This window comes from Nonomuraea sp. NPDC050547 (assembly GCF_044457345.1).
GTDB lineage: Bacteria > Actinomycetota > Actinomycetes > Streptosporangiales > Streptosporangiaceae > Nonomuraea.
Map to the genome: position 1 here is coordinate 149,470 of NZ_JBITGW010000006.1, position 19,711 is coordinate 169,180.

Genomic DNA, 19,711 nt, shown 5'->3' on the forward strand with positions numbered 1-19,711 from the left:
CGACCGGGCGACCGGAAGTTGTCAGAGGCGCGGGTCCACGGGCTCGGTCTCCATCGCCAGCACGGCGAAGACGGGCTCGTGCACGCGCCACATCGCCTCGCCGTCGGCCAGCCGCGACAGCGCCTCCAGGCCCAGCGCGTGCTCGCGCAGGGCCAGCGACCGCTTCTTGCCGAGGGAGCGCCGGCGCAGCACCTCCAGCGCCTCGGTGTAGTCGGGGCCGTAGATGATGCGCAGGTACTCCCGCCCGCGCACCTTGACGCCGGGCTGCACCCGGCCGGGCGTGTACACGGCGGGCTTGACCACCATGCCCTCGCCCCCGGCCGCCGTCAGCGACTCCCACCAGGCCGTCGCCGCCGCGCGCGAGTCGTCCGAGTCCAGCGACACGAACACGTGCCTGGTCGGCGTGATCAGCTCGGAGTCCAGGCGGCCCAGCGCCGACAGGTGCCACGCGTGCGGCTCCATCGCGGTGTTGCGGCCGCTCCGCCCGTCTCCGCAGGCCAGGATCTGGAACGGCGCCAGCCGTACCCCCTCCAGGCCGTCCACGGGCCAGCAGTAGCGCGCGTAGGCCTCGCGGAAGCGGGCAGCGTTGTCCCGGCGGCGCCGGGTGCGGTCCAGCAGACCGCTCACATCCAGGCCGCGCCCGGCCGCCGTCTCCAGGACCGAGGTGGCCATGGGCAGCGCCGTGCGCGCCGCCGCGCCGACGGAGGCGTACTGCGACTTGATCAGCTCGCCCGCCTTCGCCGACCACGGCAGCAGCTCGCAGTCGAGCACCACCCAGTCGGCGCCGAGCTCGTCCCACAGCGGCGCCACGGCCGCGCGCAGCCGCTCCACCAGCGGCGCGGTGTCGTCGAAGAAGCGCCGCCCGGTGCGCGTGAAGATCTCGCCCGCGCCGCCGTCCGTCACGCCGAAGCGCGCCGCCGCGGCCTCGGGCGTCCGCGCCAGTACGGCCACCGCCCGCGAGCCCATGTGCTTCTCCTCGCACACCACCTCGGTGACCCCGGCGGCGGCGAACTCCTCGAACGCCTGCGCCGGGTGCTCCAGGTAGCCGTCGAGCTGGGAGGTCTCCGGCGGCGCCATGGTCGGCGGCAGGTAGACCAGCCAGCGCGGGTCCACCGCGAAGCGGCTCATGACCTCCAGCGCCGCGGCGGCGTTGGTGTCGAACACCTTGACCCGCGGGCCGAAGCGGGTCTCGACGTAGCGGGTGCCCTGGACGTCGTTGATGTCGAGCTGGCCGGGGTCGCGGGTGTAGCCGCCGAGCGGCTTGACCGAGGCGTACCAGACCTGCTCGGCGGGCACGGAGACGAGCTCGCGCGAGGGGTAGCGCAGCGCGGTCAGCTCGCCGCCGAACACCACGCCGGTGTCGAGGCAGATCGTGTTGTTGACCCACTCCGGCTTCACGGTCGGGGTGTGGCCGTAGACGACCATGGCCCGGCCCCGGTACTCCTCGGCCCACGGGTAGCGCACGGGCAGGCCGTACTCGTCGGTCTCGCCCGTGGTGTCGCCGTAGAGCGCGAACGCGCGCACGCGGCCGGAGGCGCGCATGTGGTAGGCCTCCTTGAGGCCGGCGTGCGCCACGACGAGCTTGCCGTCGTCGAGGACGTAGTGGCTGAGCAGGCCGTCCATGAACGTCCGCGCCCGCTCGACGAAGGCCGGGTCGCTCGCGGCGAGCTGGTCGAGCGACTCCTGCAGGCCGTGCGCGACGCGGACCTTGCGGCCGTTCATCGCGCGGACGAGCTTCTGCTCGTGGTTGCCCGCGACGCAGATGGCGGTGCCCGCCTCGACCATGTCCATGACGATGCGCAGCACACCGGGCGTGTCGGGGCCGCGGTCGACCAGGTCGCCGACGAAGACCGCGGTGCGGCCCTCCGGGTGGTGCGCGCCCCGCCAGCCGAGCTCGGCCAGCAGCCGCTCCAGCTCCGCGCGGCAGCCGTGCACGTCGCCGATGATGTCGAACGGCCCGTGAAGGTGCCGCAGGTCGCTCCACGCCTTCTCGTAGGTGACCTGCGCGTTCTCGATCTCGTCGAGGCCGCGCAGCACGTGGACCTTCCTGAAGCCGTCCTTGTTGATCTTGCCGAGGGAGCGGCGCAGATCCTTGCGCTGCCGGATGACGACGCCGGGGCCGAAGTCGCGGTCGGGCCGCGTCTCGTTGCGCGCGATCGCCACGTCCTCGGGTACGTCGAGGACGACGGCGTCGGCCAGCACGTCATGCCGCCTGGCCAGCTCGATGAGGCTCTTGCGGGCCTGGTACTGCACATTGGTGGCGTCGACGACGGTGAACAGGCCGCGGCTGAGCCGCACGCCCACGATGTGGTGGAGCAGGTCGAAGGCGGCGGGGGTGGAACTCTGGTCGTTCTCGTCGTCGGAGACCAGGCCGCGGCAGAAGTCGGAGGAGATGATCTGCGTCCGCTTGAAGTGCTTGGCGGCGAACGTCGACTTCCCGCTGCCCGAGACCCCCACCAGCACCACGAGGGACAGTTCGGGAACGCTAACCACGAGTGAATACCCCCATCTGAGTCGAGGGCCCCAGCTCGGGATCCTCCTCGCCGACCGGCCTGAGGCCGACGGTGTAGCCGAACCGCTCGCACACGCTCGCGCACCAGGCGGCGAACTCCGCGCGCGTCCACTCGAAGCGGTGGTCGCGGTGGCGCAGCCCGTCCAGGAACTCGTAGCGCACGTTGTACTCGACGTTCGGCGTGGTCACGAGCACATGCTGCGGCTTGGCCGAGCCGAACACCACCCGCTCCAGCGCGGCGAGCCTGGGCGGGTCGACGTGCTCGACGACCTCCATGAGCACCGCGGCGTCGTAGCCGGCGAAGCGCTTGTCGGTGTAGGTCAGCGCGCCCTGGAACAGGGTGAGCCTGGCCCGCTTGCTGTCGGACATGCGCTCCAGGCGCAGCTTGCGGGCGGCGATGGCCAGCGCCAGCGGCGAGACGTCCGTGCCGGCGACGCGGGCGAACCGCGGCCTGGCCAGCAGCGCGCCGACCAGCTCGCCCTGGCCGCAGCCGAGGTCGATCACGCTGGTGGCGCCCAGCTCCTCCAGGGTCGCCAGAACCGCCTCACGGCGCAGCACGTTGAGCGGCCGCGCCTTCGCCTTCCCCGATTCCTGCGTGGTCTCCCGCGTCTCCTGTGTCTCTTGCGTCTCCTGTGTCTCGGCCAGGGCCTCTTCGGTCTCGGCCGCCACCGCCTCGTCCGCGGCGGTCTCGTCCGGCGCGGCCTCCTCCGACACCGCGGGCTCCAGCTGCTCCTCGGTCTCGTCGCCGAGCTCGGCCAGCCGGGCCAGCGCCGAACGGGCCAGCGTCCAGCGCCGCCCCAGGTACCGGCGGGCGATCACACCGCGCAGCGGATGCTCGCGCAGCCACCCCTCACCGGCCCGCAGCAGCTTGTCCACCTCGTCGGGCGCGACCCAGTAGTGCTTGGCGTCGTCGAGCACCGGCAGCAGCACGTACAGCTGGTTGAGCGCGTCGGCCAGCCGCAGCGTCCCGCGCAGCGTCAACCGCACGTACCGCGAGTCGCCCCACTCGGGAAACCCCTCGTCCAGCGGTACGGCCCGCGCCTCCACCGCCCACCCGAGCGGCTCGAACACGCCGCGAGCCAGATCCGCCCCGCCCCTGCAGACCAGCGCGATCTCCAGCGGCAGCGGCGTCCCCGGCAGGTCGGGCCGCGCCTTGCACCGCCCGGCCCGCGCCGTCCTGAACACGTCCGCCAGCGCCACCGCCATCAGCGACGAGGCGGCGTACGGCCGGTCGTTGACGTACTGCGACAGGCTGAAGTCGGGCGAGCTCTTGCCACTCGACCTGACCAGCGCCACCGGATCCACTTCCAGCAGCAGGGCCACGGTGCACCGTCGCTCGTCCGCTTCTGGATAGAAGACCGTCGCCGTTCCCGTCGATTGACGGAACTCCTGCACCCGGTCGGGATGCTTGTGCAGCAGGAAGCCCAGGTCAGTGGCCGGCTCGGCGGTGGTCGAGATCGTCAGTAGCACTCCGGAAGTCTGACTTATCCGGTACGGGCGGCGCCAATCGAAATCGCCGCCCGCCGGCGGCTTTACACGTGGGGCAGGATCTCCGCGGCGATCAGCTCCAGGTGGTCGAGGTCGGACAGGTCCATGACCTGCAGGTACACGCGCTCGGCGCCCACCTTGGAGAACTGCTCCAGCTTGCCCAGCACCTCCGCCGGCGTCCCGGCCAGGCCGTTGGCGCGCAGCTGGGCCAGGTCGGAGCCGATCGCCGCGGCCCGGCGCTCCAGCCCGGCCTGGTCGGCGGCCACGCAGACGGTCTGGGCCACCGACATGCGCACCGTGCGACCGGCCGCGTCGGCGGCCCGCCGTACCGTGTCGAAGTGGGTGCCGCTCTCGTCCACGGTGCGGAACGGCACGTTGAACTCGTCGGCGTACGCCGCCGCGAGCCGGGGCGTGCGCTTGGCTCCGAAGCCGCCGATGATGATCGGCGGGTGCGGACGCTGCGCCGGCTTGGGCAGCGCGGGCGAGTCCTTGAGCTGGTAGTGGGCGCCGTCGAAGGAGTAGGGGCCCTCGGCGTTCCACAGGCCGGTGACGATCCGCAACTGCTCCTCGAACCGGTCGAAACGCTCCCCGACCGGCGGGAACGGGATGCCGTAGGAGGTGTGCTCGTTCTCGTACCAGCCGGTGCCGAAGCCGAGCTCGACCCGGCCGCCGCTCATCTGGTCGACCTGGGCGACGCTGATCGCCAGCGGGCCCGGCAGGCGGAAGGTCGCGGGCGAGACCAGGGTGCCGAGCCGGATGCGGGAGGTCTCCCTGGCCAGACCCGCCAGGGTGATCCAGGCGTCGGTCGAGCCGCTGCCCGGGTCGCCCTGGCCGATGCGCTGATAGTGGTCGGAACGGAAGAACGCGTCGAACCCCAGCCGCTCGGTGGCCCGCGCGACGGCCAGCAGCTCGTCGTAGGAGGCGCCTTCCTGCGGTTCGGTGAAGATCCTCAACTTCATAGGCCCATTAAATCCGGAGAACGGCCCCGCGCCCCCGTGTACCCTTGCTAGTTTCACTTTCGGTAGCCGCCCAGACACGAAGGGTCGCTTATGCCGAACAGCCGGTGCACAAGAGAGCCGGGCACTCCCCCGCGATCCATCGTGATGGCGGCGGCCCTGGCTCTGGCCGCCGCCACCGGCGTGGCCGTCTGGCTGCTCCCGGCCCAGGCCACCCCCGAGACCCCGGTGGCCGCCCCCGCCAAGCCCCCGCCGCCGACGACGACGATGGTCACCGCCACCCCGCGGCCTTTAGCCGCCGAGGGACCCAGCGCGTTCCTGGCGTTCGTCGACACCGCCCGCACGCCCGAGTTCAACCTGCCCGACCACAGCCGCCGCACCGGCGTGCGCTGGTACGCGCTCGGCCACGTGGTCTCCGGTGGCGACGGCTGCGTCCCCAGGTGGGGCGGCAAGCTCGACCCCGGCAGCAACCCCGTCGCCAACCGCATCGGCAGGCTGCGCGCCGGCGGCGCCGACGCGGGCCTGTCCTTCGGCGGCCCCGTGGGCAGGGAACTGGCCGACGCCTGCGACGGCACCACCTCGCTGACCGCCGCCTACCGCCGGGTCGTGAGCGCGTTCGACGCCCGCTTCGCCGACTTCGAGATCCGCGACAGTGCCAACGCCGACGTGGTGCTGCGCCGGGCCAGGGCGCTGCGCGCACTGCAACAGGAGCGGCCGCTGCACCTCACCTTCACCGTCCCGCTGGGGCCCGGCGGGCTGTCGGAACGCGACGCCGCGCTGCTCAAGCTCACCCACGACGCCGGCGCCCGGATCTCCACGGTGAACCTGCTGGCCGCCATCGAGCCCGGCGACGCGCCCGAGGGCCGGATGCGGCGGGTGGCGGAAGCCGTACGGGCGGCTCATGGGCAGATCGCGCGGGCGCTGGGCATCGCCGACCCCGCCCAGGCGTGGCGGAGCCTCGCGCTCACCTCGGTGCTCGTCAGCCCCGGCGACCTCGGCGAGATCGACGCGCGCAAGCTGACGACGTTCGCCGCCCGCTACGAGCTGGCCTGGCTGTCGCTGCGCGGCGCCGCCCCGTCCCAGTCCGTGTCGCGTATTCTCTGGCGCACCCGTGCGTGAACTATAGGATTCTCCGCGTCAGGGGGTATTTGTCGGAGGAGGAGCATTTGATGGCGGCCCGGCCGGAGCTGGCCAGAAAAGTGCTGCTCTACTGGATGGACGGCATGGTCGCGTTCATCGCGGTCGCGTTCACCATCATGCTGTTCAGCCTCGCCGCCATCGGCACGCTCTCCCCGCAGCGCGCGTTCCTCGTCGGGGTGCTCCTGCTGGCGCAGTTCGCCATGTTTCCGTTCGTCCTGCGCGCCGCCTACGACGACAAGCCCAGGCCCACCGTCCTGCTGGCCGTCTCCGGTCTGGCCATGCTGGTCTCGATCATGCTCATCCCGCCCGGCCTCGGCACCAGCACCTGGGAGATCGTCGCCGGTCTGTGGCTGGCCGGCCTGGCGATCAACGTCCGGTGGCGGGTGAGCGTCGCCTTCGGCGTGGTCCTGGCCGCCATCACCGTCCCCCTCGCCGTCTACGTCTCCGAGATGGGCCTGTTCGTGGCTCTGGTGGGTGAAGGCGTCACCCTGGTGATCACGCCGCTGGCCATGTGGCTGTGGGTGTGGCTCTGGCGCACGATCAGGGACGCGCACGAGAGCCAGGAGGCCAAGTCCCGCCTGGCCGTCGCCGAGGAACGGCTGCGCTTCGCCCGCGACCTGCACGACCTGCTCGGCCACAGCCTGTCGGTGATCAGCATCAAGAGCGAGCTGGCGGCGAAGCTGTCGGCCAAGGACACCGCCCGCGCCGCCGGCGAGATGTCCCAGGTCCGCGAGCTGGCCGGCGGCGCGCTGGCCGAGGTCCAGGCCGCCGTCGAGGGCTACCGCTCGCTCGACCTGTCACTGGAGCTGGCCACCGTACGCGCCACGCTGGAGGCCGCCGGCGCCCGCTGCACGGTCGAGGCCAGCACCAACGACCTGTCGCCCGCCGCCCGCGCGCTGCTGGCGTGGGCGGTGCGCGAAGGCGCCACCAACATCCTCAAGCACAGTACGGCGACGCGCTGTGCCATCACCATCGACCGGGGCGTGCTGGAGATGCGCAACAACGGCGTGAAGGGACCCCAGCGCTCGACCGGCAGCGGCCTGCGCGGCCTGTCGGAACGGCTGACCGCCGCCGGCGGCACCTTCTCCGCCTCGGTCACGGACTCGGACTCGGGCGAGTTCCTCCTGCGTGCGGCGGTCCCGGCATGATGCGGGCCAGCAAGCTCGACAGGGTCCGGTGGCTGTTCCTGTACTCCAACGACTTCATCAACCTGACCGTCTTCCTCAGCCTCCTGCAGCTCTCCATCGCCTGGCAGGAGAACTGGGCGCCCAAACCCGTGCTCGTCGGGGCCTTCGCGCTGCTCCTGGTCTTCTTCGCGCTGTCCACCCGGCCGCTGCGCATCGCGACCCGCGGCGGCCGGCGGCCGACCCTCCTGCTGGCGGTCGCCGCCGTCATCACGCTCGCCTTCGCCGCCTTCTCCATGGTCTGGCTGGTGCCGGTATGGCTCGGGATCGTGTCGCCGTTCCTGAGCAGGCGCGCCTTCTGGATCACGGCCTCCGTCGTCACCGCGCTGACCCTCGTGTACGTGGCCATCATCGGCGGCCTCCCGTTCGTCGTCATCATGATGGTCCTGACGCTGATCGTCACCGGCGGCACCCTGGCCAACGTACGGATCTGGCGGAGCGCCCAGGAAGCCTACGAAGGCCAGGAGGCCAAGGCGGCGCTGGCCGTGTCGGAGGAACGGCTGCGCTTCGCCCGCGACCTCAACGACCTGCTCGGGCAGAGCCTCGTCGACATCGCCGCCGGGGCCGGGCGGGCCGAGGCCACGCTGGGCGTCGACCCGGAACGGGCGGCGGCGGAGATGTTCGAGGTGCGGGATCTGGCCAGGCGGTCGTTGCGGGAGGTTCGCACCGCCGTACAGAACTATCGGGCGCTCGACCTCGGCGAGGTGCTCGCGAGCGTGCGCGCCGTGCTGGAGGCGGCGGACGTGCACTGCGCGATCGACACCGACGACACCGGCGACCTGCCCGCCGAGGCCCGCACACTGCTGGCCGCGGTGGTTCGCGAGGGTGCCACCAACATCCTCAAGCACAGCACCGCCCAGCGGTGCACGATCACGATCAAGAATGGGGTGCTGGAGATGTCCAACGACGGGATCTCGCCGGACGCCGGCGAGCCCGGCGGGCTGCGCGGCCTGTCCCAGCGGTTGAGCGCGGCGGGCGGCACGCTGAGCGCCGGCGCCGCCGACGGCGTCTACCTGCTGCGGGCCGCGGTATGACCACGCGCGTCCTGCTCGCCGACGACGAGCACCTCATCCGCGGCGCCCTGGCCGCCCTGCTCGACCTTGAGGACGGCATCGAGGTCGTCGCCCAGGTCGGCCGCGGCGACGAGGTGGTCCCCGCGGTCCGGGCCCACAACCCCGACGTGGCCGTCCTCGACATCGAGATGCCCGGCATGGACGGCCTGACCGCCGCCGAGCAGATCAGCGCCCAGTGCAAGATCGTCATCCTGACCAGCCTGGGCCGCCCCGGCTACCTGCGCCGCGCGATGGCCGCCGGGGTCAGCGGCTTCCTGGGCAAGGACGCCTCCGCCGAAGAGCTGGCGATGGCCATCCGCAAGGTGATGGCCGGCGGCCGCTACCTGGACGCCGAACTCGCCGCCGCCGCGATGGCCGCCGGCGACAGCCCGCTGACCGAACGCGAACGCGACGCCCTGCGCCTGGCCGGCGACGGCGCCCCCATCTCCCGCATCGCCACCGAACTCCACCTGACAGAAGGCACCGTCCGCAACTACCTGTCCAGCGCCATGACCAAACTCAACGCCCAGAACCGCCTGGAGGCCATCCGCACCGCCCAGCGCATGGGCTGGCTGTAGCCACGGCGTTCGCGCGGTGGCACCGGCACCCCCGCGTAACGCCCGTCGCCTCCGGGGCGGTGTTCTTGTCGCTGACTACGCCCCGTCACCGGTTAAGGGGACGGGACGTTTCATGATCTTGAGACATCAGGAGACACCCCGAGATTCGGTAGCGCCGCTGCTGGTCAGGGCCCTTTCTAGGCCTTGACCAGCAGGGCCACGCACTCCACGTGGTGGGTCATCGGGAAGGCGTCGAATCGGCGTTGAAGCAGGTCAACGGCCTGTGATCACATGCCAGAGGCCGCTGTGCGCTGCTGATGCGCGATGATCTTCGACCATGCGTCCTCCACCGCGTCGTGCGCATCCGGCGCCAGGTGTGCATAGCGTTGCGTGGTCTGGATCGAGGAGTGGCCCAGGAGCGCCTTCACGTCATAGAGAGGAACGCCCTGTTGCACCAGCCAGCTCGCCGCCGTGTGACGGCAGTCATGCACGTCAAGCCGAGGCACCAGACCCATCCGCTTGGCCTTCGGCAGTTCCTCGTTCTGCTTCTCAATCGCCTCGTTCGCGGCGTCGATCCCCTGATACCAGACCACACGGAAGTTCGCCCCCGACAGCGTCGGCAACTCCCCCGTCTTCGGGGAGCGCCGGCGAGCCACGAACGCCCACGCATCCGTCGCCCGGCCCTCGAAGAGCGGTGCCAGGAGATCGAGCACATGGCGCGGCACCGGCACCTCACGCCGCGATGAGCTGTTCTTCGGATACTCCTTCCACACGCCTTTCTGCGTCAGAGATCCCCGGACGAGGATGCGCCCACGAAGCCAGTCGATCGGGTTGCCCGTCTCGTTGTCTCGGTCAGCACCAGCCACGGCCGCGGCCTCACCCCACCGGAGGCCGCTGTAGCACATGAGCTCGACCATCGCCGCGTGCCCGGACGGGAGGCGCCACACGATCTGATCGACCTGGCCGCGAGTGAACCACGCAGGTGCCTTCGGCGGCGTAGCTGGAAGATCGATCTTCTGGCACGGGCTGATCTGGAGCAGGTCCTCGAGCACCGCGTCTCCGAGCAGCGTGGAGAACAGGTTGTAAGAGCGGCGAATCGCGTGGCGCCCGATTCCTTGCCGCTCCATCGTCCGGACCCAGGTCTGCACGTCGATGCGGCCGATCTCGCCCGTAGGCCACTCTTCCCAGTACGGCAGGATGTGGTTGGTGAACTGGCCGGAATCACCCCGGCGCGTCTCATCCTCGACGACGCGGGCCGGCCACCACTTCGCGTACCACTGGCCCACCGTGATCCGGCCAGCGTTCGGGTTGATCCGCCGCCCTTTTGCGATCTTGTCCTCTTGCTCGGTGGCCCAGGTCTTGACGATGCTCTTGAGCTTGCTGGTCTTCGTGATCCGCTTGCCCGACGGCAGGCGTACTACGGCCTGCCACAGTCCCGATGGCAACTTCCGGAAGGACGCCATCAGCCCTCCGCCCCGGCGAAGACCTCCTTGAGCAGGCGTTCTAGGACGAGTGCGCGGTCCATGGTGATGAGGTCATCGGGGATGTGGATGTTGAGCCCGTCAACCGCCCAGGTGAGCGTGAGGTGGTTCGTGGCGGCCAGAACCTGGGTTGCAGCCTCTGCGCGACGGGCCCAGCCGTCCGCGTCGGCCCGGCGGTCGAACGTCGCGGAGCGGCGGCTCCCGTCGGGCAGGCGGACGTTGGCCTGCCAGCGGCCGGATCGTGTCTTGCGTAGGTGCATGGATACCTCCCTGGCTACGCGGCCGGGCGGGGGCCCTGGCCGATGATCGGGGACATGCGCATGAGCTCGCGGAGCGCGAGCGTGCCGTGGACGCCGAGCTGGTCGGTGACGGCCGGCTTGACTAAGCCGGAGGGGAGGAACACCTCGACGGTGGCGGCTTCGATGGAGACGAGGACGAGCTCGTCAGCGGCCATTGCGTGATCCCGGTGCACCCGTACCTGGGATAGCGGCGTGACGCTGCCGACGTCGAGGATGCCGTCGCTGAGGCGTGCGATGGTGGGGCCCAGGATGGGGTCCATCTGGGTCTCGTCGACGGCGACGGTGATGTTGCCTACCGCGTTGCGGCGGATGCAGATCGGGCCGTACGGGAGCTGGTGGGACGGGAGGAGGCGATAGCGGACCGTTCCGGCCATGTGAGCATCACCGAGTCTTTCCGGGCATTTGAGCTTTGGAACGACAGTGTGACGCCTGGGACAACGGAATGGTTGAAGATTCTTACGACAAGTAAGCGTACAGTCACCTTCCGGTCAGGACCCAAATGGTCAGTCTGCTTGATCCAAATTCTTCGCCATGCTCTCGGCCCACCTGATCACGTCCTGCCGGCCCGCCTCGGACAGGCCCGGCGGCACATTGACCGTGACCCAGCTGCCACTCCCGGTCTGCACCTGGAGGACCTCACCGAGGTCGAGCCATTGGGCGGCGGCCAGTCGCTTGAGCTCCTCGTAGCGCCGGCGGTACTCGCCTTCACTCAATGCCTCGCCGGTCTTCGACATCGCTGCTGCTAGCGACCGCAAACGCCACAGCTCTGGCGCCTTGGGAACGTCGTTCGCTGCAAGAGCAGACACGTAGGTGTGGTTGAGCTTTTGGCCGGTCTCGGGGTCTGCCGATTGCCTGGCCAGCGCTCTTGCGCTCAGATCTGTACGCTCCAGGTACTGCTGGATGTACGTCGTGAACGGGTACTCGCTGGTGGTGCCATTGATGTCTCGCGGCGGCATCATGACGCCTCTCGTGGTAGCCCTCGCCTAACTGCAACCCCTGTTATGAGTCATGACTGTTGGATGATTCTTACAGGGGGCCGTTTCGCCCGTTGTATCCCGAGACATGACAGACAACAAGATCCCGCTATCAAACCAGATCCTCCCGGCTACATGGGGGTCCAACTGTCCATGTGGTGGACACGAGTCTCTGGGTGTGGTTAGAGTGTTGGAAAATTCTTCCAACGTCTCAGGAGGTCTCCCCACGTGTCTGGGCGTCCCGGTTTGGCCCTCCGAAGCCGCGCACTCCTGCGTGAGCTCATGGCAGGCCGCCACGACACGGTCACCCTCGCATCCGCAGCAGGCCTGTCCAAGCAGGCGATCCAGCACCTGACATCCGGCCGCCGACAGACGTGCAGCGCGGCAACGGCCGAGCGGATCGCCGCCGCGTTGGGATGCGAGGTCGGGACCCTTTTTTCACATCCAATGTCCGCAAATTCTTCCAACGGAGGTGAGGGTGAGGTGTTGCTCACCATCCCCGAGGCCGGCAAGGCGATGAAGGTCTCGCGGGCCCACGCTTACCGACTCGTCGCCGACGGCGAACTGACCGTTGTTGACGTCGCCCGTAAGGGCTCCAAGAAGCCCAAGTCGCGCGTTTCCGTCGCCTCGGTCGAGGCGTGGATCAAGAAGCGCGCCGGTCAGTCCTGACATGCGGCGAGGCCCAGCCGCCCTACGGCCGGACCTCGCAGACCCGCCATCCCCACCTACGAAGGGACACGAGTCTCATGAACATCATCCCCCAGACCGTGCAGCAGCTCGACCCCATGAACATCAGCTACGCCGTCCACATCTGGCGAGACGGCGACCAGATCAGCAGCACCGAGCCGACCACCGACCAGGACGCCGCCCGCGACATGCTCCGCGGGCTGCAGCGGACCTTCCCCGACTCCGTGCTCGTCGTCGAGGGCGCCGACGGCGTGTGGAGCCCGGTCTCCGACGAGTTGCTCGACCGGCTCGCCCGCCAGCGCGCCGCCGGCGCGCTGGCCACCCTCATCCGCACCAGCCCGCCCCAGATCGACTGGGTCCTGTCCGCGCACGCCCCCAGTGAGCTGTCCGGCCACGCGATCAAGCGCGAGACCGTCGCCGAGTTCGCCGCTCTGCTGATGGCGGAGTGCACGGAGCGGACGGACGGCGGCTGCACCACGGTGCGCGCGTCGAGCACGTTCGCGGGCGTCCCGGTCAGCGTCTACTGCATCGTCCGCGCCCAGGACGAGCAGGTGCGCGAGACCGCTTCGGCTGGTGCGTGATGGTGGCCGTGGACCTGCACCAGGGCCAGCTCGTGTCCGCGCCGGAGTGGAACGGCGGTGACCCCGTCCGCGTCGACTACGCGCGCCGGGCCGACTCCGGCCACGTCGCGGTGCTCTACCGGGACGCGGCGGGCCGGGAGCGGGCGCAGCGGACGGTGGTCGAGGTGGGGATGGAGCTGACGCTCATCTCCGGCGGCTGCATCGGCGGTGGCCGATGAGCGACCTCAACGAGTTCGAGCACCCACTGGACGTGGTGACGCTCGCCATCGCCGCTCTTCTCGGTGCTACCGACGAGCAGTTGCGCGCCGGTGCTGAGGCCATGCGCGAGATCCGGGCCGGGGGAGGTGGTCCTCGGTGACCGCCGTGACCGACGCCACGCGGGCACGGCAACGCGGCGCCGCGAGAGCCCGAGCCGCGTACGCCCGGCAGGCCGCGGACCGCCGAGAGCAGTTCGGCCGGCTGAGGCAGGGCGGCGCCACCATCGCCGAGGGCGCCAAGCGCATGGGCGTGTCGTACGAGCAGGCCCGGCGCTGGGACGTCCAGCTCCGCGACGCGAAGCGCGACTACGCGCCGCCCGCCCGAAGCCAGGCCATGGAAGCCGCGCGGCAGCGGTGGCTGGCCAAGGCGCAGGCCCGCTACGAGGCGTACCTCGAACTGCGCGAGCAGGGGCTGAAGCCGGAGGCGATCGCCCAGCGGATGGGCGTCAGTCTGGGCACCGTCCAGCGCTACCAGCGCATTTACAGGAAGCACTCCGGGATCGGTTCCTGGTGGGGTCAGCGCTCCGCAGAGCTGAAGCCGCGCATCCTGGCCTGCCTCCAGCAGCGGCCCGGCGTTGAGCTCAGCGCGTACGACCTCCAGCGCAAGCTCAGCCTGGGCAAGGACCACACGTACTCGGTGCACGCCGTCATGCGCGACCTGATCGCCGAGGGGCTGGCCGAGTTGGTGCCGGGCGTCCGCGATCGGGGAGTCGCTCCCAGCGTCGCCCCGGCCCGCCGCTACCGCTACGTCGGCGGCGACCGGTGACCGGCCTGTTGGCGCGTCGCCGCGCCCGCCGCGAAGACCTGCACGCGGCCATCGACAACGACGCCGACGACTGGATCGCCCTCCTCCGCGACGACGACATCACGGCCCCCGCCCACACGGCGGGGGCCCACCCCTACAACCGGCCGCAGGGCACCCGCGACGCGTGCGGGCTCACGGTCCCAGAAAGCAGGCCCGCGTGAGCACCACCACGACCGAGCAGGTGATCAGCCAGCCCGGCATTTACGACATCCCCGAGGACGCTTACCACAGCGACCCCGTCCCCGGCGGATCGCTGTCCTCCTCCGGGGCACGTGCTCTGCTGCAGCCCGGTGGCCCGGCAAAGTTCCGGTGGCAGCAGGACAATCCGCCCGGTCCCAAGAAGCCCTTCGAGATCGGCTCGGCTGCCCACAAACTCGTCCTCGATGCCGGGCCGGAGCTCGTGCGCATCGACGCCGACGAGTGGCGCACCAAGGAGATCAAGGAAAGGGTCGCCAAGGTGCGTGAGCGCGGCGCAATCCCGCTCAAGCCCGCCGACTGGGACCAGGTGCACGGCATGGCAGCCGCCATCCAAAAGCATCCTCTCGCCGCGGCCCTGTTCGACCCCGCCGCCGGCCAGCCGGAGAAGACCTTCATCTGGCAGGACCCCGACACCGGCGTGTGGCGACGGGCCCGCCTCGACTGGCTCCCGCACCCCAGTGGCGGGCGCCTCGTCATCGCCGACTACAAGACCACCACCGACGCCTCGGGGCATGCGGTCGCCAAGACGATCGCCAACTACGGCTACTTCATGCAAGACCCCTGGTACCGCGACGCCGTCACGGCGGCCGGTCTCGACGACGACCCGCTGTTCGTCTTCGTCTTCCAGGAGAAGAGCGCTCCGTACCTGATCAACGTCGTCGCGCTCGACCCCGATGACGTGGTCGCCGGGCGCGACCGCAACTGCCGCGCCCTCGACCTCTACGCCAACTGCTCCGCCACCGGCAGCTGGCCCGGTTACAGCAGCGACGAGATCGCCCCCATCATCCTGCCCCGCTGGACCACCGACGCGTGGTCCGCTTCCGACGTCATCACCGAGGACATCCTGTGACCGAACTCGCCATCCCCAACGAGCACCAGGGCCGCGAGGTGGCCATGGCCCAGCCCCAGCCGAGCCCGCTCATGCAGTGGGCCATGGAAGCGCGACAGGCCGAGCAGATCGCCGAGGCGCTGGCGCGCAGCAGCTTCGTTCCGACCACGATGCGCGGGAAGCCCGCCGAGATCACCGCCGCCATCCTCGCCGGGCAGGAACTGGGCATGCAGCCGATGGCCGCACTCCGGTCCATCGACATCATCCATGGCACGCCTGGCCTCCGCGCGCACGCCATGCGCGGCCTCGTCCAATCGCGCGGCCACAAGGTGCAGGTCGTCGAATCGACCGACACCGTGTGCATCATTCGCGGCCAACGCAAGGGCGAAGCCGAGTGGCAGCAGGTCGAATGGACCATCGAGCGGGCCGCAAGGCTCGGCCTGACCAAGGACCAGTGGACCAAGCAGCCGCGCACGATGCTCGTGGCCCGCGCCACCGGCGAGATCTGTCGGCTGATCGCCTCCGACGTGCTGCACGCCATGCCGTACGCGGCCGAAGAGCTGGGCACCGAGGCGCAGGCGTACAGCGTGGAGGCCACGGTTAGCGGCCGGGCAACTGCGAACGACGTTCTCCGGCGCGGCCAGCCCGCGTCCGGGAGCGACGAAGCTCAGGCGGCCCCGGCCGCGCCGACAGCGGCAAGCACGGCGCAGCTCCGCGGGCTCAGCATCCTCATGACCGAGTGCGGAATCACCGCCCACACCGGCAAGGGCTCCACCACTCTCAACGACCAGGCGCGGTTCGCATGGCTGACCGCGTTCCTCGGCCGACCGATCGAGGGCACGACGAAGCACCTCACCGCCGACGAGGTCGACCGGGCGGTCGTACATCTGCGGCAGCAGCGGATCGAGAGCAGCCAGCGGCGCGCCGAACTGGAGAAGCGGATCGGCGCCGAGTTCGACGGCCTCGACACTCACCTGTCCGGACCGGACCGGCTGCGTGACCTGACCACCCTGCTCGGGCGGACGATCAGTGTCCCGGCAGACCTATCCGACCAGGAACTGGCCGACATCGCCGAGCTTCTCAACGACTGCCAGGGCCAGACCTCCGCCTGGGACGCCGCCCTCACCGCTGTGACCGCGCAGCGCCAGGAGGTCCCGGCATGACGCACCTCAGGCGCACCACCGTAACCGCGCTCGGCCGCCCGGCCGCCGGCGACCTCATCCGCGGCGAATCCGGCCCCGCCGTACCGATCAACCTCGGCCCCGGCGAGGAACTCGTCGTGTTCGAGGCCGAGTGGGGCCGCGACCTCATCGCTGCGGCCACCGTCGCCGTCGACGTGCTGGACGCCGAGCAGGGTCTCCCCGCCGCCGAGCGGGCGCCATGCGACGGCCCGAAGGACTGCGTGCACGCCGCGGCGGCCGAGGCGCTGGAGCAGGAGCGCGACACCTACCGCGACCTCCTCCGGCGCGCCGCCGCCGCCCGGACGTTGGGCGATCTCAACGCCGCGGTCTCGGACGCCCGCGTCTCGCTGGATCAGTGGGGGCGCTCGTGACCCGCCTCGTTGTCGTCGCCCTGCTGGCCGGGGTTCTCCTCGGCTTGCTGGCCGCCGCGGTGCTCGCGCTGATCGTGACGGTCAGCGCGGCCCCGGCCGCCCCCTCCTCCTCCGTGCTGGAGGTGTGATGACCCACTTCGTGGTCGGCCTCGACCTCTCCCTCACCGCCACCGGCGTCGCCGACAGCACCGGAACGCGCACCATCAAGGCGGGCGACCTGCGCGGTTGCGAGCGGCTGTTCTGGATCTCCGCCGACATCTTCGGCGATGGCACTGTCCAGGCCGCCGACCTGGTCGTCATCGAGGGGCCCGCCTACTCGCGGGCGCTCGGCGCCGGACACCACGAGGCCGCCGGGCTCTGGTGGCGCGTCGTCTGCCGACTCGCGGCTCACGACGTGCCCTACGCGGTCGTCTCGCCCTCCAGCCTCAAGCGGTACGCGACCGGCAAGGGCAACGCGACGAAGCCCGACATGCGTGTCGAGCTCCTCAAGCGGGCCGGGCTGGACCTGCGCGACGACAACCAGGTCGACGCGCACTTCCTGCGGTCCATGGGGATGCGTCACCTCGGCCACCCGATCGAGCAGCTCCCTGCTCTCCACCTCGCCGCGATGGAGAAGGTCCAGTGGCCGACGACACCCTGACCAAGCATTACAACGAGGCGGCCCGCAAGCGGTTGTTCGGCCGCGCCAAGGTCGTTGGCGACTGCATCTTCTACCCCGGTCGCGCAGCCACCCGCAGTGGGCACCGGCAGATCTGGTTCAAGGGGCGGATGCAGCTCGCTCACCGGGTCGCGTGGATGCTCGAAGTGGGCCCGATTCCTGATGGGCTGTGCGTCCTGCACCAGTGCGACAACCCGCCCTGCATCAACACCGGGCACCTCTTCCTGGGCACTGTCCAGGAGAACAACGCCGACCGCGACGCGAAGGGACGGGGCAAGCTGCCCCGCCCTGACCAGGTCCGCCGTCTACAGCCTGGTCCGACCGTTCACGGCACGCTGACCGCGTATGTGAAGCGGAAGTGCCGGTGCGGGCCATGCCGTCAGGCCAACAGCGCATACCGGCAAGGCCGGAAAGCGCAGCGTGACGCCATGCTCAAGGTGGCATGGCCCCAGGTGGTGATCGGCTGATGTCCATCCCCACCAGGCCCATCACCTGCGCATGCTGCGGAACCGCCGGCCTCCACCACAGCCGAGGACTCATCCGCACCTGCTACGAGCGGCGCCGGTGCGCGGGCACGCTGACCCGGTTCCCGCGCCTCTTCGAGCGCGCCGAGCCGTGGCGTCCCCTCGGCTCACACGGCCGAAAGATGGTGGCCCGTTACCAGGAGCTCGCCGCCATCCGGCCGCCCCTTTCCCTGGCCAGGGTCGCGTGGGAGCTGGGGGTGAGCGAGCGGTCGGTCCAGCGGTACGCCACCGCCAGCCGCCTGGAGACGCAGACGGACGAGGCGGCGGCATGACCGTCCTCCTCGACTACCTGTACCTGCCCACCTGGGACGGCACCGGCGCGTGTATCGGCCAGCCCGACCTCATGTACGGCCTGTCGGAGGGCGGCGACGACGCGGCCAAGAAGCTCTGCCGCGCCTGCCCTGTCCTCGACGAATGCCGCGACTGGGTTCTCGACCTGCCGTGGCACTGCGACCCCGGCGGCATCGTCGCCGGACTGACCATCCAGCAGCGTGGCCGGTTGAGCAGCAGCTCCGCGACCTTCCGCGAGTGCATCACCTGCTCGGAGATCAAGCCGCTGTACGCGTTCGCGCCCTGGGCGTCAGGGCGCGAACAGCGGCGCCCCACCTGCCGCGCCTGCGACTACCACAAGCGCCGGTCGGCCGAGGCCGACCGCGCCACCACCATCACCTCGGAAGGAACCCAGTGACCGACCACCCCGACAACGATCCCGGCCAGACCAGGCCGTTCGCCGCCATCCTCCAGGAGATCCGCGCAGGCGAAGTCGCCGACCAGGCCGCCGCCCTGATGCAGGACCTCGTGGCCGCCGTCCGCGACATCGGGAAGAAGGGCGAGCTCACCCTGAAGATCGTCGTCGAGCCCATGAAGGGCAACGAGGACGCGTTGGCGGTGAGCGGCGACGTCACCCTCAAGGCCCCCCGCCCGGCCCCCAAGGCCGCCATCTTCTTCGCCGACGACTCCGGAAACCTGCTGCGCGACGACCCCCGACAGATCGCCCTGCCCGGCCTGCGCCGCGTCGACCTCCCCACCAACCAGCCGAAGGACCTCGCCCAGTGACCACCACCACGCGCACCGAAAACGACGCCCTCATCGAGGCGCTGGAGAACACCACCGCCCCCGACGGACTCATCCCCGGCCACATCTACGGCTACAAGCTCGGCGACCGCGTCGAGGTCATCGACCTATCCGACAAGCACCTGCCCCAGCCGCGCCGCAAGACCGGCCGCGTGGCCGTCGGAGACGCCGCGAGTTTCATCCACTACTACAAGAAGCACGCCGACCCGGGCTCCGAGGTGTACGTCGACATCGACCACGGACGCATCACCGCCGTACTCAACGCCCACGAGGCCACCCCCAACGTCGAACTCCTCGACGAGGACAACACCGCCCGCTGGGGCGACCACCAGCTCATCCTCACCCTCGCCGAGACCGACGCCTGGAAGCGCTGGACCTACCATGACCGCAAACTGATCCGCCAGGCCGACTTCGCCGACTTCATCGACGACAACCGCGCCGACATCCGCAAGCCCACCGCCGCCGACATGCTGGAGCTCGTCCAGCACTTCCAGACCCAGACCCGCGTCACCTTCAACAGCGCGACCGTGCTGGCCAACGGAAACAAGCGGCTCGTCTTTACCGAGGAAACCGACGCCGGCGCCGGCGCCAAGGGCCAGATCGAGGTTCCCGGCCAGCTGGAGCTCGGGCTCACCCCGTTCGACGACAGCGAGCCGTACGTGGTCACCGCGCGGTTCCGCTACCGCATCCAGGGCGGCGCCCTGCAGATGGGATACCTGCTCGACAACGCCGACAACGTCCGCCGCGACGCCGTCAAGCAGGTCGTGACCCATCTCCAGGAGGAGTTGGGCGTCGTCATCATGCGCGGCACCCCGGCCGCCGGATGACCCCCTGCACCCACTGGAACGGCGCCGCAGCCACCCACTGCGGCGCCACCCCCACACGCCCCTACCTCCCCGGCCC

Annotated in this window: 27 protein-coding genes; 20 read left to right on the forward strand and 7 right to left on the reverse strand. The window is 70.4% G+C overall.

Features of this window, described 5'->3' with window-relative positions; all coding sequences use genetic code 11:
* Positions 1–21: 21 nt before the first annotated feature.
* The 3 genes from ACIBHY_RS16890 to ACIBHY_RS16900 form a co-directional block, all read right to left on the reverse strand.
* Positions 22–2,493 carry a polynucleotide kinase-phosphatase gene (locus ACIBHY_RS16890; RefSeq protein ID WP_397307092.1) on the reverse strand — a complete coding sequence of 824 codons (2,472 nt, stop codon included), beginning with the start codon at positions 2,491–2,493 and terminating at the stop codon, positions 22–24.
* Positions 2,486–3,982: a 3' terminal RNA ribose 2'-O-methyltransferase Hen1 gene (locus ACIBHY_RS16895; protein ID WP_397242392.1), complete on the reverse strand. Its 1,497-nt coding sequence runs from the start codon at positions 3,980–3,982 to the stop codon at positions 2,486–2,488. The genes ACIBHY_RS16890 and ACIBHY_RS16895 overlap by 8 nt, the downstream gene beginning before the upstream one ends.
* A gap of 62 nt (positions 3,983–4,044) precedes the next feature.
* Positions 4,045–4,959, reverse strand: coding sequence for an LLM class F420-dependent oxidoreductase (locus ACIBHY_RS16900; protein WP_397242390.1), 915 nt, complete (start codon positions 4,957–4,959; stop codon positions 4,045–4,047).
* Between the two features lie 144 nt (positions 4,960–5,103).
* Between ACIBHY_RS16900 and ACIBHY_RS16905 the strand changes: the two genes are divergently transcribed.
* The 4 genes from ACIBHY_RS16905 to ACIBHY_RS16920 are packed head-to-tail and all read left to right on the forward strand — an operon-like array spanning position 5,104 to position 8,910.
* Positions 5,104–6,075, forward strand: coding sequence for a hypothetical protein (locus ACIBHY_RS16905; RefSeq protein WP_397307093.1), 972 nt, complete (start codon positions 5,104–5,106; stop codon positions 6,073–6,075).
* Between the two features lie 50 nt (positions 6,076–6,125).
* A complete protein-coding gene (locus tag ACIBHY_RS16910) occupies positions 6,126–7,244 on the forward strand; it encodes a sensor histidine kinase (RefSeq protein ID WP_397307094.1) in 1,119 nt (372 codons plus the stop codon).
* On the forward strand, positions 7,241–8,314 hold the full coding sequence (locus ACIBHY_RS16915; protein ID WP_397242384.1) for a sensor histidine kinase: 1,074 nt from the start codon (positions 7,241–7,243) through the stop codon (positions 8,312–8,314). The genes ACIBHY_RS16910 and ACIBHY_RS16915 overlap by 4 nt, the downstream gene beginning before the upstream one ends.
* On the forward strand, positions 8,311–8,910 hold the full coding sequence (locus ACIBHY_RS16920) for a response regulator transcription factor (RefSeq protein ID WP_397242382.1): 600 nt from the start codon (positions 8,311–8,313) through the stop codon (positions 8,908–8,910). Before ACIBHY_RS16915 ends, ACIBHY_RS16920 begins: the two co-directional genes overlap by 4 nt.
* Before the next feature lie 266 nt (positions 8,911–9,176).
* On the opposite strand, the gene ACIBHY_RS16925 is transcribed toward ACIBHY_RS16920, so the two are convergent.
* The 4 genes from ACIBHY_RS16925 to ACIBHY_RS16940 all read right to left on the reverse strand — a co-directional run bounded on the left by ACIBHY_RS16925 (position 9,177) and on the right by ACIBHY_RS16940 (position 11,628).
* Positions 9,177–10,352, reverse strand: a complete 1,176-nt coding sequence (locus ACIBHY_RS16925) for a tyrosine-type recombinase/integrase (RefSeq protein WP_397307095.1) — start codon at positions 10,350–10,352, stop codon at positions 9,177–9,179.
* Positions 10,352–10,630 carry a hypothetical protein gene (locus ACIBHY_RS16930; RefSeq protein WP_397097651.1) on the reverse strand — a complete coding sequence of 93 codons (279 nt, stop codon included), beginning with the start codon at positions 10,628–10,630 and terminating at the stop codon, positions 10,352–10,354. The genes ACIBHY_RS16925 and ACIBHY_RS16930 overlap by 1 nt, the downstream gene beginning before the upstream one ends.
* 14 nt (positions 10,631–10,644) lie before the next feature.
* Complete coding sequence (locus tag ACIBHY_RS16935) at positions 10,645–11,043, reverse strand: hypothetical protein (RefSeq protein WP_397307096.1); 399 nt, start codon at positions 11,041–11,043, stop codon at positions 10,645–10,647.
* 129 nt (positions 11,044–11,172) lie between these two features.
* The gene (locus ACIBHY_RS16940) at positions 11,173–11,628 is read right to left on the reverse strand and encodes a hypothetical protein (protein ID WP_397097653.1); all 456 of its coding nucleotides are present in this window, start codon (positions 11,626–11,628) and stop codon (positions 11,173–11,175) included.
* Positions 11,629–11,925: 297 nt separating this feature from the next.
* Between ACIBHY_RS16940 and ACIBHY_RS16945 the strand changes: the two genes are divergently transcribed.
* From ACIBHY_RS16945 to ACIBHY_RS17020, 16 genes are all read left to right on the forward strand, one after another.
* On the forward strand, positions 11,926–12,312 hold the full coding sequence (locus tag ACIBHY_RS16945; RefSeq protein WP_397307097.1) for a helix-turn-helix transcriptional regulator: 387 nt from the start codon (positions 11,926–11,928) through the stop codon (positions 12,310–12,312).
* A 77-nt stretch (positions 12,313–12,389) separates the two neighbouring features.
* Positions 12,390–12,911, forward strand: a complete 522-nt coding sequence (locus tag ACIBHY_RS16950; RefSeq protein WP_397307098.1) for a hypothetical protein — start codon at positions 12,390–12,392, stop codon at positions 12,909–12,911.
* A gap of 8 nt (positions 12,912–12,919) precedes the next feature.
* A complete protein-coding gene (locus ACIBHY_RS16955; protein WP_397307100.1) occupies positions 12,920–13,129 on the forward strand; it encodes a hypothetical protein in 210 nt (69 codons plus the stop codon).
* Entirely contained in the window at positions 13,126–13,269 is a 144-nt protein-coding gene (locus tag ACIBHY_RS16960; protein ID WP_397307101.1) for a hypothetical protein, read from the forward strand. Before ACIBHY_RS16955 ends, ACIBHY_RS16960 begins: the two co-directional genes overlap by 4 nt.
* Positions 13,266–13,934, forward strand: coding sequence for a helix-turn-helix domain-containing protein (locus ACIBHY_RS16965; RefSeq protein WP_397307102.1), 669 nt, complete (start codon positions 13,266–13,268; stop codon positions 13,932–13,934). The genes ACIBHY_RS16960 and ACIBHY_RS16965 overlap by 4 nt, the downstream gene beginning before the upstream one ends.
* On the forward strand, positions 13,931–14,134 hold the full coding sequence (locus tag ACIBHY_RS16970) for a hypothetical protein (protein ID WP_397307103.1): 204 nt from the start codon (positions 13,931–13,933) through the stop codon (positions 14,132–14,134). Before ACIBHY_RS16965 ends, ACIBHY_RS16970 begins: the two co-directional genes overlap by 4 nt.
* Positions 14,131–15,021, forward strand: coding sequence for a PD-(D/E)XK nuclease-like domain-containing protein (locus ACIBHY_RS16975; protein ID WP_397307104.1), 891 nt, complete (start codon positions 14,131–14,133; stop codon positions 15,019–15,021). Before ACIBHY_RS16970 ends, ACIBHY_RS16975 begins: the two co-directional genes overlap by 4 nt.
* Complete coding sequence (locus ACIBHY_RS16980; protein WP_397307105.1) at positions 15,018–16,163, forward strand: hypothetical protein; 1,146 nt, start codon at positions 15,018–15,020, stop codon at positions 16,161–16,163. The genes ACIBHY_RS16975 and ACIBHY_RS16980 overlap by 4 nt, the downstream gene beginning before the upstream one ends.
* Positions 16,160–16,552 carry a hypothetical protein gene (locus ACIBHY_RS16985; protein WP_397307106.1) on the forward strand — a complete coding sequence of 131 codons (393 nt, stop codon included), beginning with the start codon at positions 16,160–16,162 and terminating at the stop codon, positions 16,550–16,552. The genes ACIBHY_RS16980 and ACIBHY_RS16985 overlap by 4 nt, the downstream gene beginning before the upstream one ends.
* The gene (locus ACIBHY_RS16990) at positions 16,549–16,680 is read left to right on the forward strand and encodes a hypothetical protein (protein WP_397307107.1); all 132 of its coding nucleotides are present in this window, start codon (positions 16,549–16,551) and stop codon (positions 16,678–16,680) included. Before ACIBHY_RS16985 ends, ACIBHY_RS16990 begins: the two co-directional genes overlap by 4 nt.
* Complete coding sequence (locus ACIBHY_RS16995; RefSeq protein WP_397307108.1) at positions 16,680–17,192, forward strand: hypothetical protein; 513 nt, start codon at positions 16,680–16,682, stop codon at positions 17,190–17,192. Before ACIBHY_RS16990 ends, ACIBHY_RS16995 begins: the two co-directional genes overlap by 1 nt.
* Positions 17,174–17,677: an HNH endonuclease signature motif containing protein gene (locus tag ACIBHY_RS17000; RefSeq protein WP_397307109.1), complete on the forward strand. Its 504-nt coding sequence runs from the start codon at positions 17,174–17,176 to the stop codon at positions 17,675–17,677. The genes ACIBHY_RS16995 and ACIBHY_RS17000 overlap by 19 nt, the downstream gene beginning before the upstream one ends.
* Entirely contained in the window at positions 17,677–18,006 is a 330-nt protein-coding gene (locus ACIBHY_RS17005; protein WP_397307110.1) for a hypothetical protein, read from the forward strand. The genes ACIBHY_RS17000 and ACIBHY_RS17005 overlap by 1 nt, the downstream gene beginning before the upstream one ends.
* Complete coding sequence (locus tag ACIBHY_RS17010) at positions 18,003–18,422, forward strand: WhiB family transcriptional regulator (protein ID WP_397307111.1); 420 nt, start codon at positions 18,003–18,005, stop codon at positions 18,420–18,422. Before ACIBHY_RS17005 ends, ACIBHY_RS17010 begins: the two co-directional genes overlap by 4 nt.
* Positions 18,419–18,790, forward strand: a complete 372-nt coding sequence (locus tag ACIBHY_RS17015; protein WP_397307112.1) for a hypothetical protein — start codon at positions 18,419–18,421, stop codon at positions 18,788–18,790. The genes ACIBHY_RS17010 and ACIBHY_RS17015 overlap by 4 nt, the downstream gene beginning before the upstream one ends.
* Positions 18,787–19,635, forward strand: coding sequence for a DUF2303 family protein (locus ACIBHY_RS17020; protein WP_397307113.1), 849 nt, complete (start codon positions 18,787–18,789; stop codon positions 19,633–19,635). The genes ACIBHY_RS17015 and ACIBHY_RS17020 overlap by 4 nt, the downstream gene beginning before the upstream one ends.
* Positions 19,636–19,711: the final 76 nt, after the last annotated feature.

Excerpts from the sequence above, each read along its gene's own strand:
- ACIBHY_RS16960 (WP_397307101.1), top strand. The coding sequence starts at position 13,126 with ATGAGCGACCTCAACGAGTTCGAGCACCCACTGGACGTGGTGACGCTC.
- ACIBHY_RS16950 (WP_397307098.1), top strand. The coding sequence starts at position 12,390 with ATGAACATCATCCCCCAGACCGTGCAGCAGCTCGACCCCATGAACATC.
- ACIBHY_RS16945 (WP_397307097.1), top strand. The coding sequence starts at position 11,926 with ATGGCAGGCCGCCACGACACGGTCACCCTCGCATCCGCAGCAGGCCTG.
- ACIBHY_RS16910 (WP_397307094.1), top strand. The coding sequence starts at position 6,126 with ATGGCGGCCCGGCCGGAGCTGGCCAGAAAAGTGCTGCTCTACTGGATG.
- ACIBHY_RS16925 (WP_397307095.1), bottom strand. The coding sequence starts at position 10,352 with ATGGCGTCCTTCCGGAAGTTGCCATCGGGACTGTGGCAGGCCGTAGTA.
- ACIBHY_RS16985 (WP_397307106.1), top strand. The coding sequence starts at position 16,160 with ATGACGCACCTCAGGCGCACCACCGTAACCGCGCTCGGCCGCCCGGCC.
- ACIBHY_RS16930 (WP_397097651.1), bottom strand. The coding sequence starts at position 10,630 with ATGCACCTACGCAAGACACGATCCGGCCGCTGGCAGGCCAACGTCCGC.
- ACIBHY_RS16940 (WP_397097653.1), bottom strand. The coding sequence starts at position 11,628 with ATGATGCCGCCGCGAGACATCAATGGCACCACCAGCGAGTACCCGTTC.
- ACIBHY_RS16920 (WP_397242382.1), top strand. The coding sequence starts at position 8,311 with ATGACCACGCGCGTCCTGCTCGCCGACGACGAGCACCTCATCCGCGGC.
- ACIBHY_RS17005 (WP_397307110.1), top strand. The coding sequence starts at position 17,677 with ATGTCCATCCCCACCAGGCCCATCACCTGCGCATGCTGCGGAACCGCC.
- ACIBHY_RS16900 (WP_397242390.1), bottom strand. The coding sequence starts at position 4,959 with ATGAAGTTGAGGATCTTCACCGAACCGCAGGAAGGCGCCTCCTACGAC.
- ACIBHY_RS16935 (WP_397307096.1), bottom strand. The coding sequence starts at position 11,043 with ATGGCCGGAACGGTCCGCTATCGCCTCCTCCCGTCCCACCAGCTCCCG.
- ACIBHY_RS16995 (WP_397307108.1), top strand. The coding sequence starts at position 16,680 with ATGACCCACTTCGTGGTCGGCCTCGACCTCTCCCTCACCGCCACCGGC.
- ACIBHY_RS17010 (WP_397307111.1), top strand. The coding sequence starts at position 18,003 with ATGACCGTCCTCCTCGACTACCTGTACCTGCCCACCTGGGACGGCACC.
- ACIBHY_RS16905 (WP_397307093.1), top strand. The coding sequence starts at position 5,104 with ATGGCGGCGGCCCTGGCTCTGGCCGCCGCCACCGGCGTGGCCGTCTGG.
- ACIBHY_RS16915 (WP_397242384.1), top strand. The coding sequence starts at position 7,241 with ATGATGCGGGCCAGCAAGCTCGACAGGGTCCGGTGGCTGTTCCTGTAC.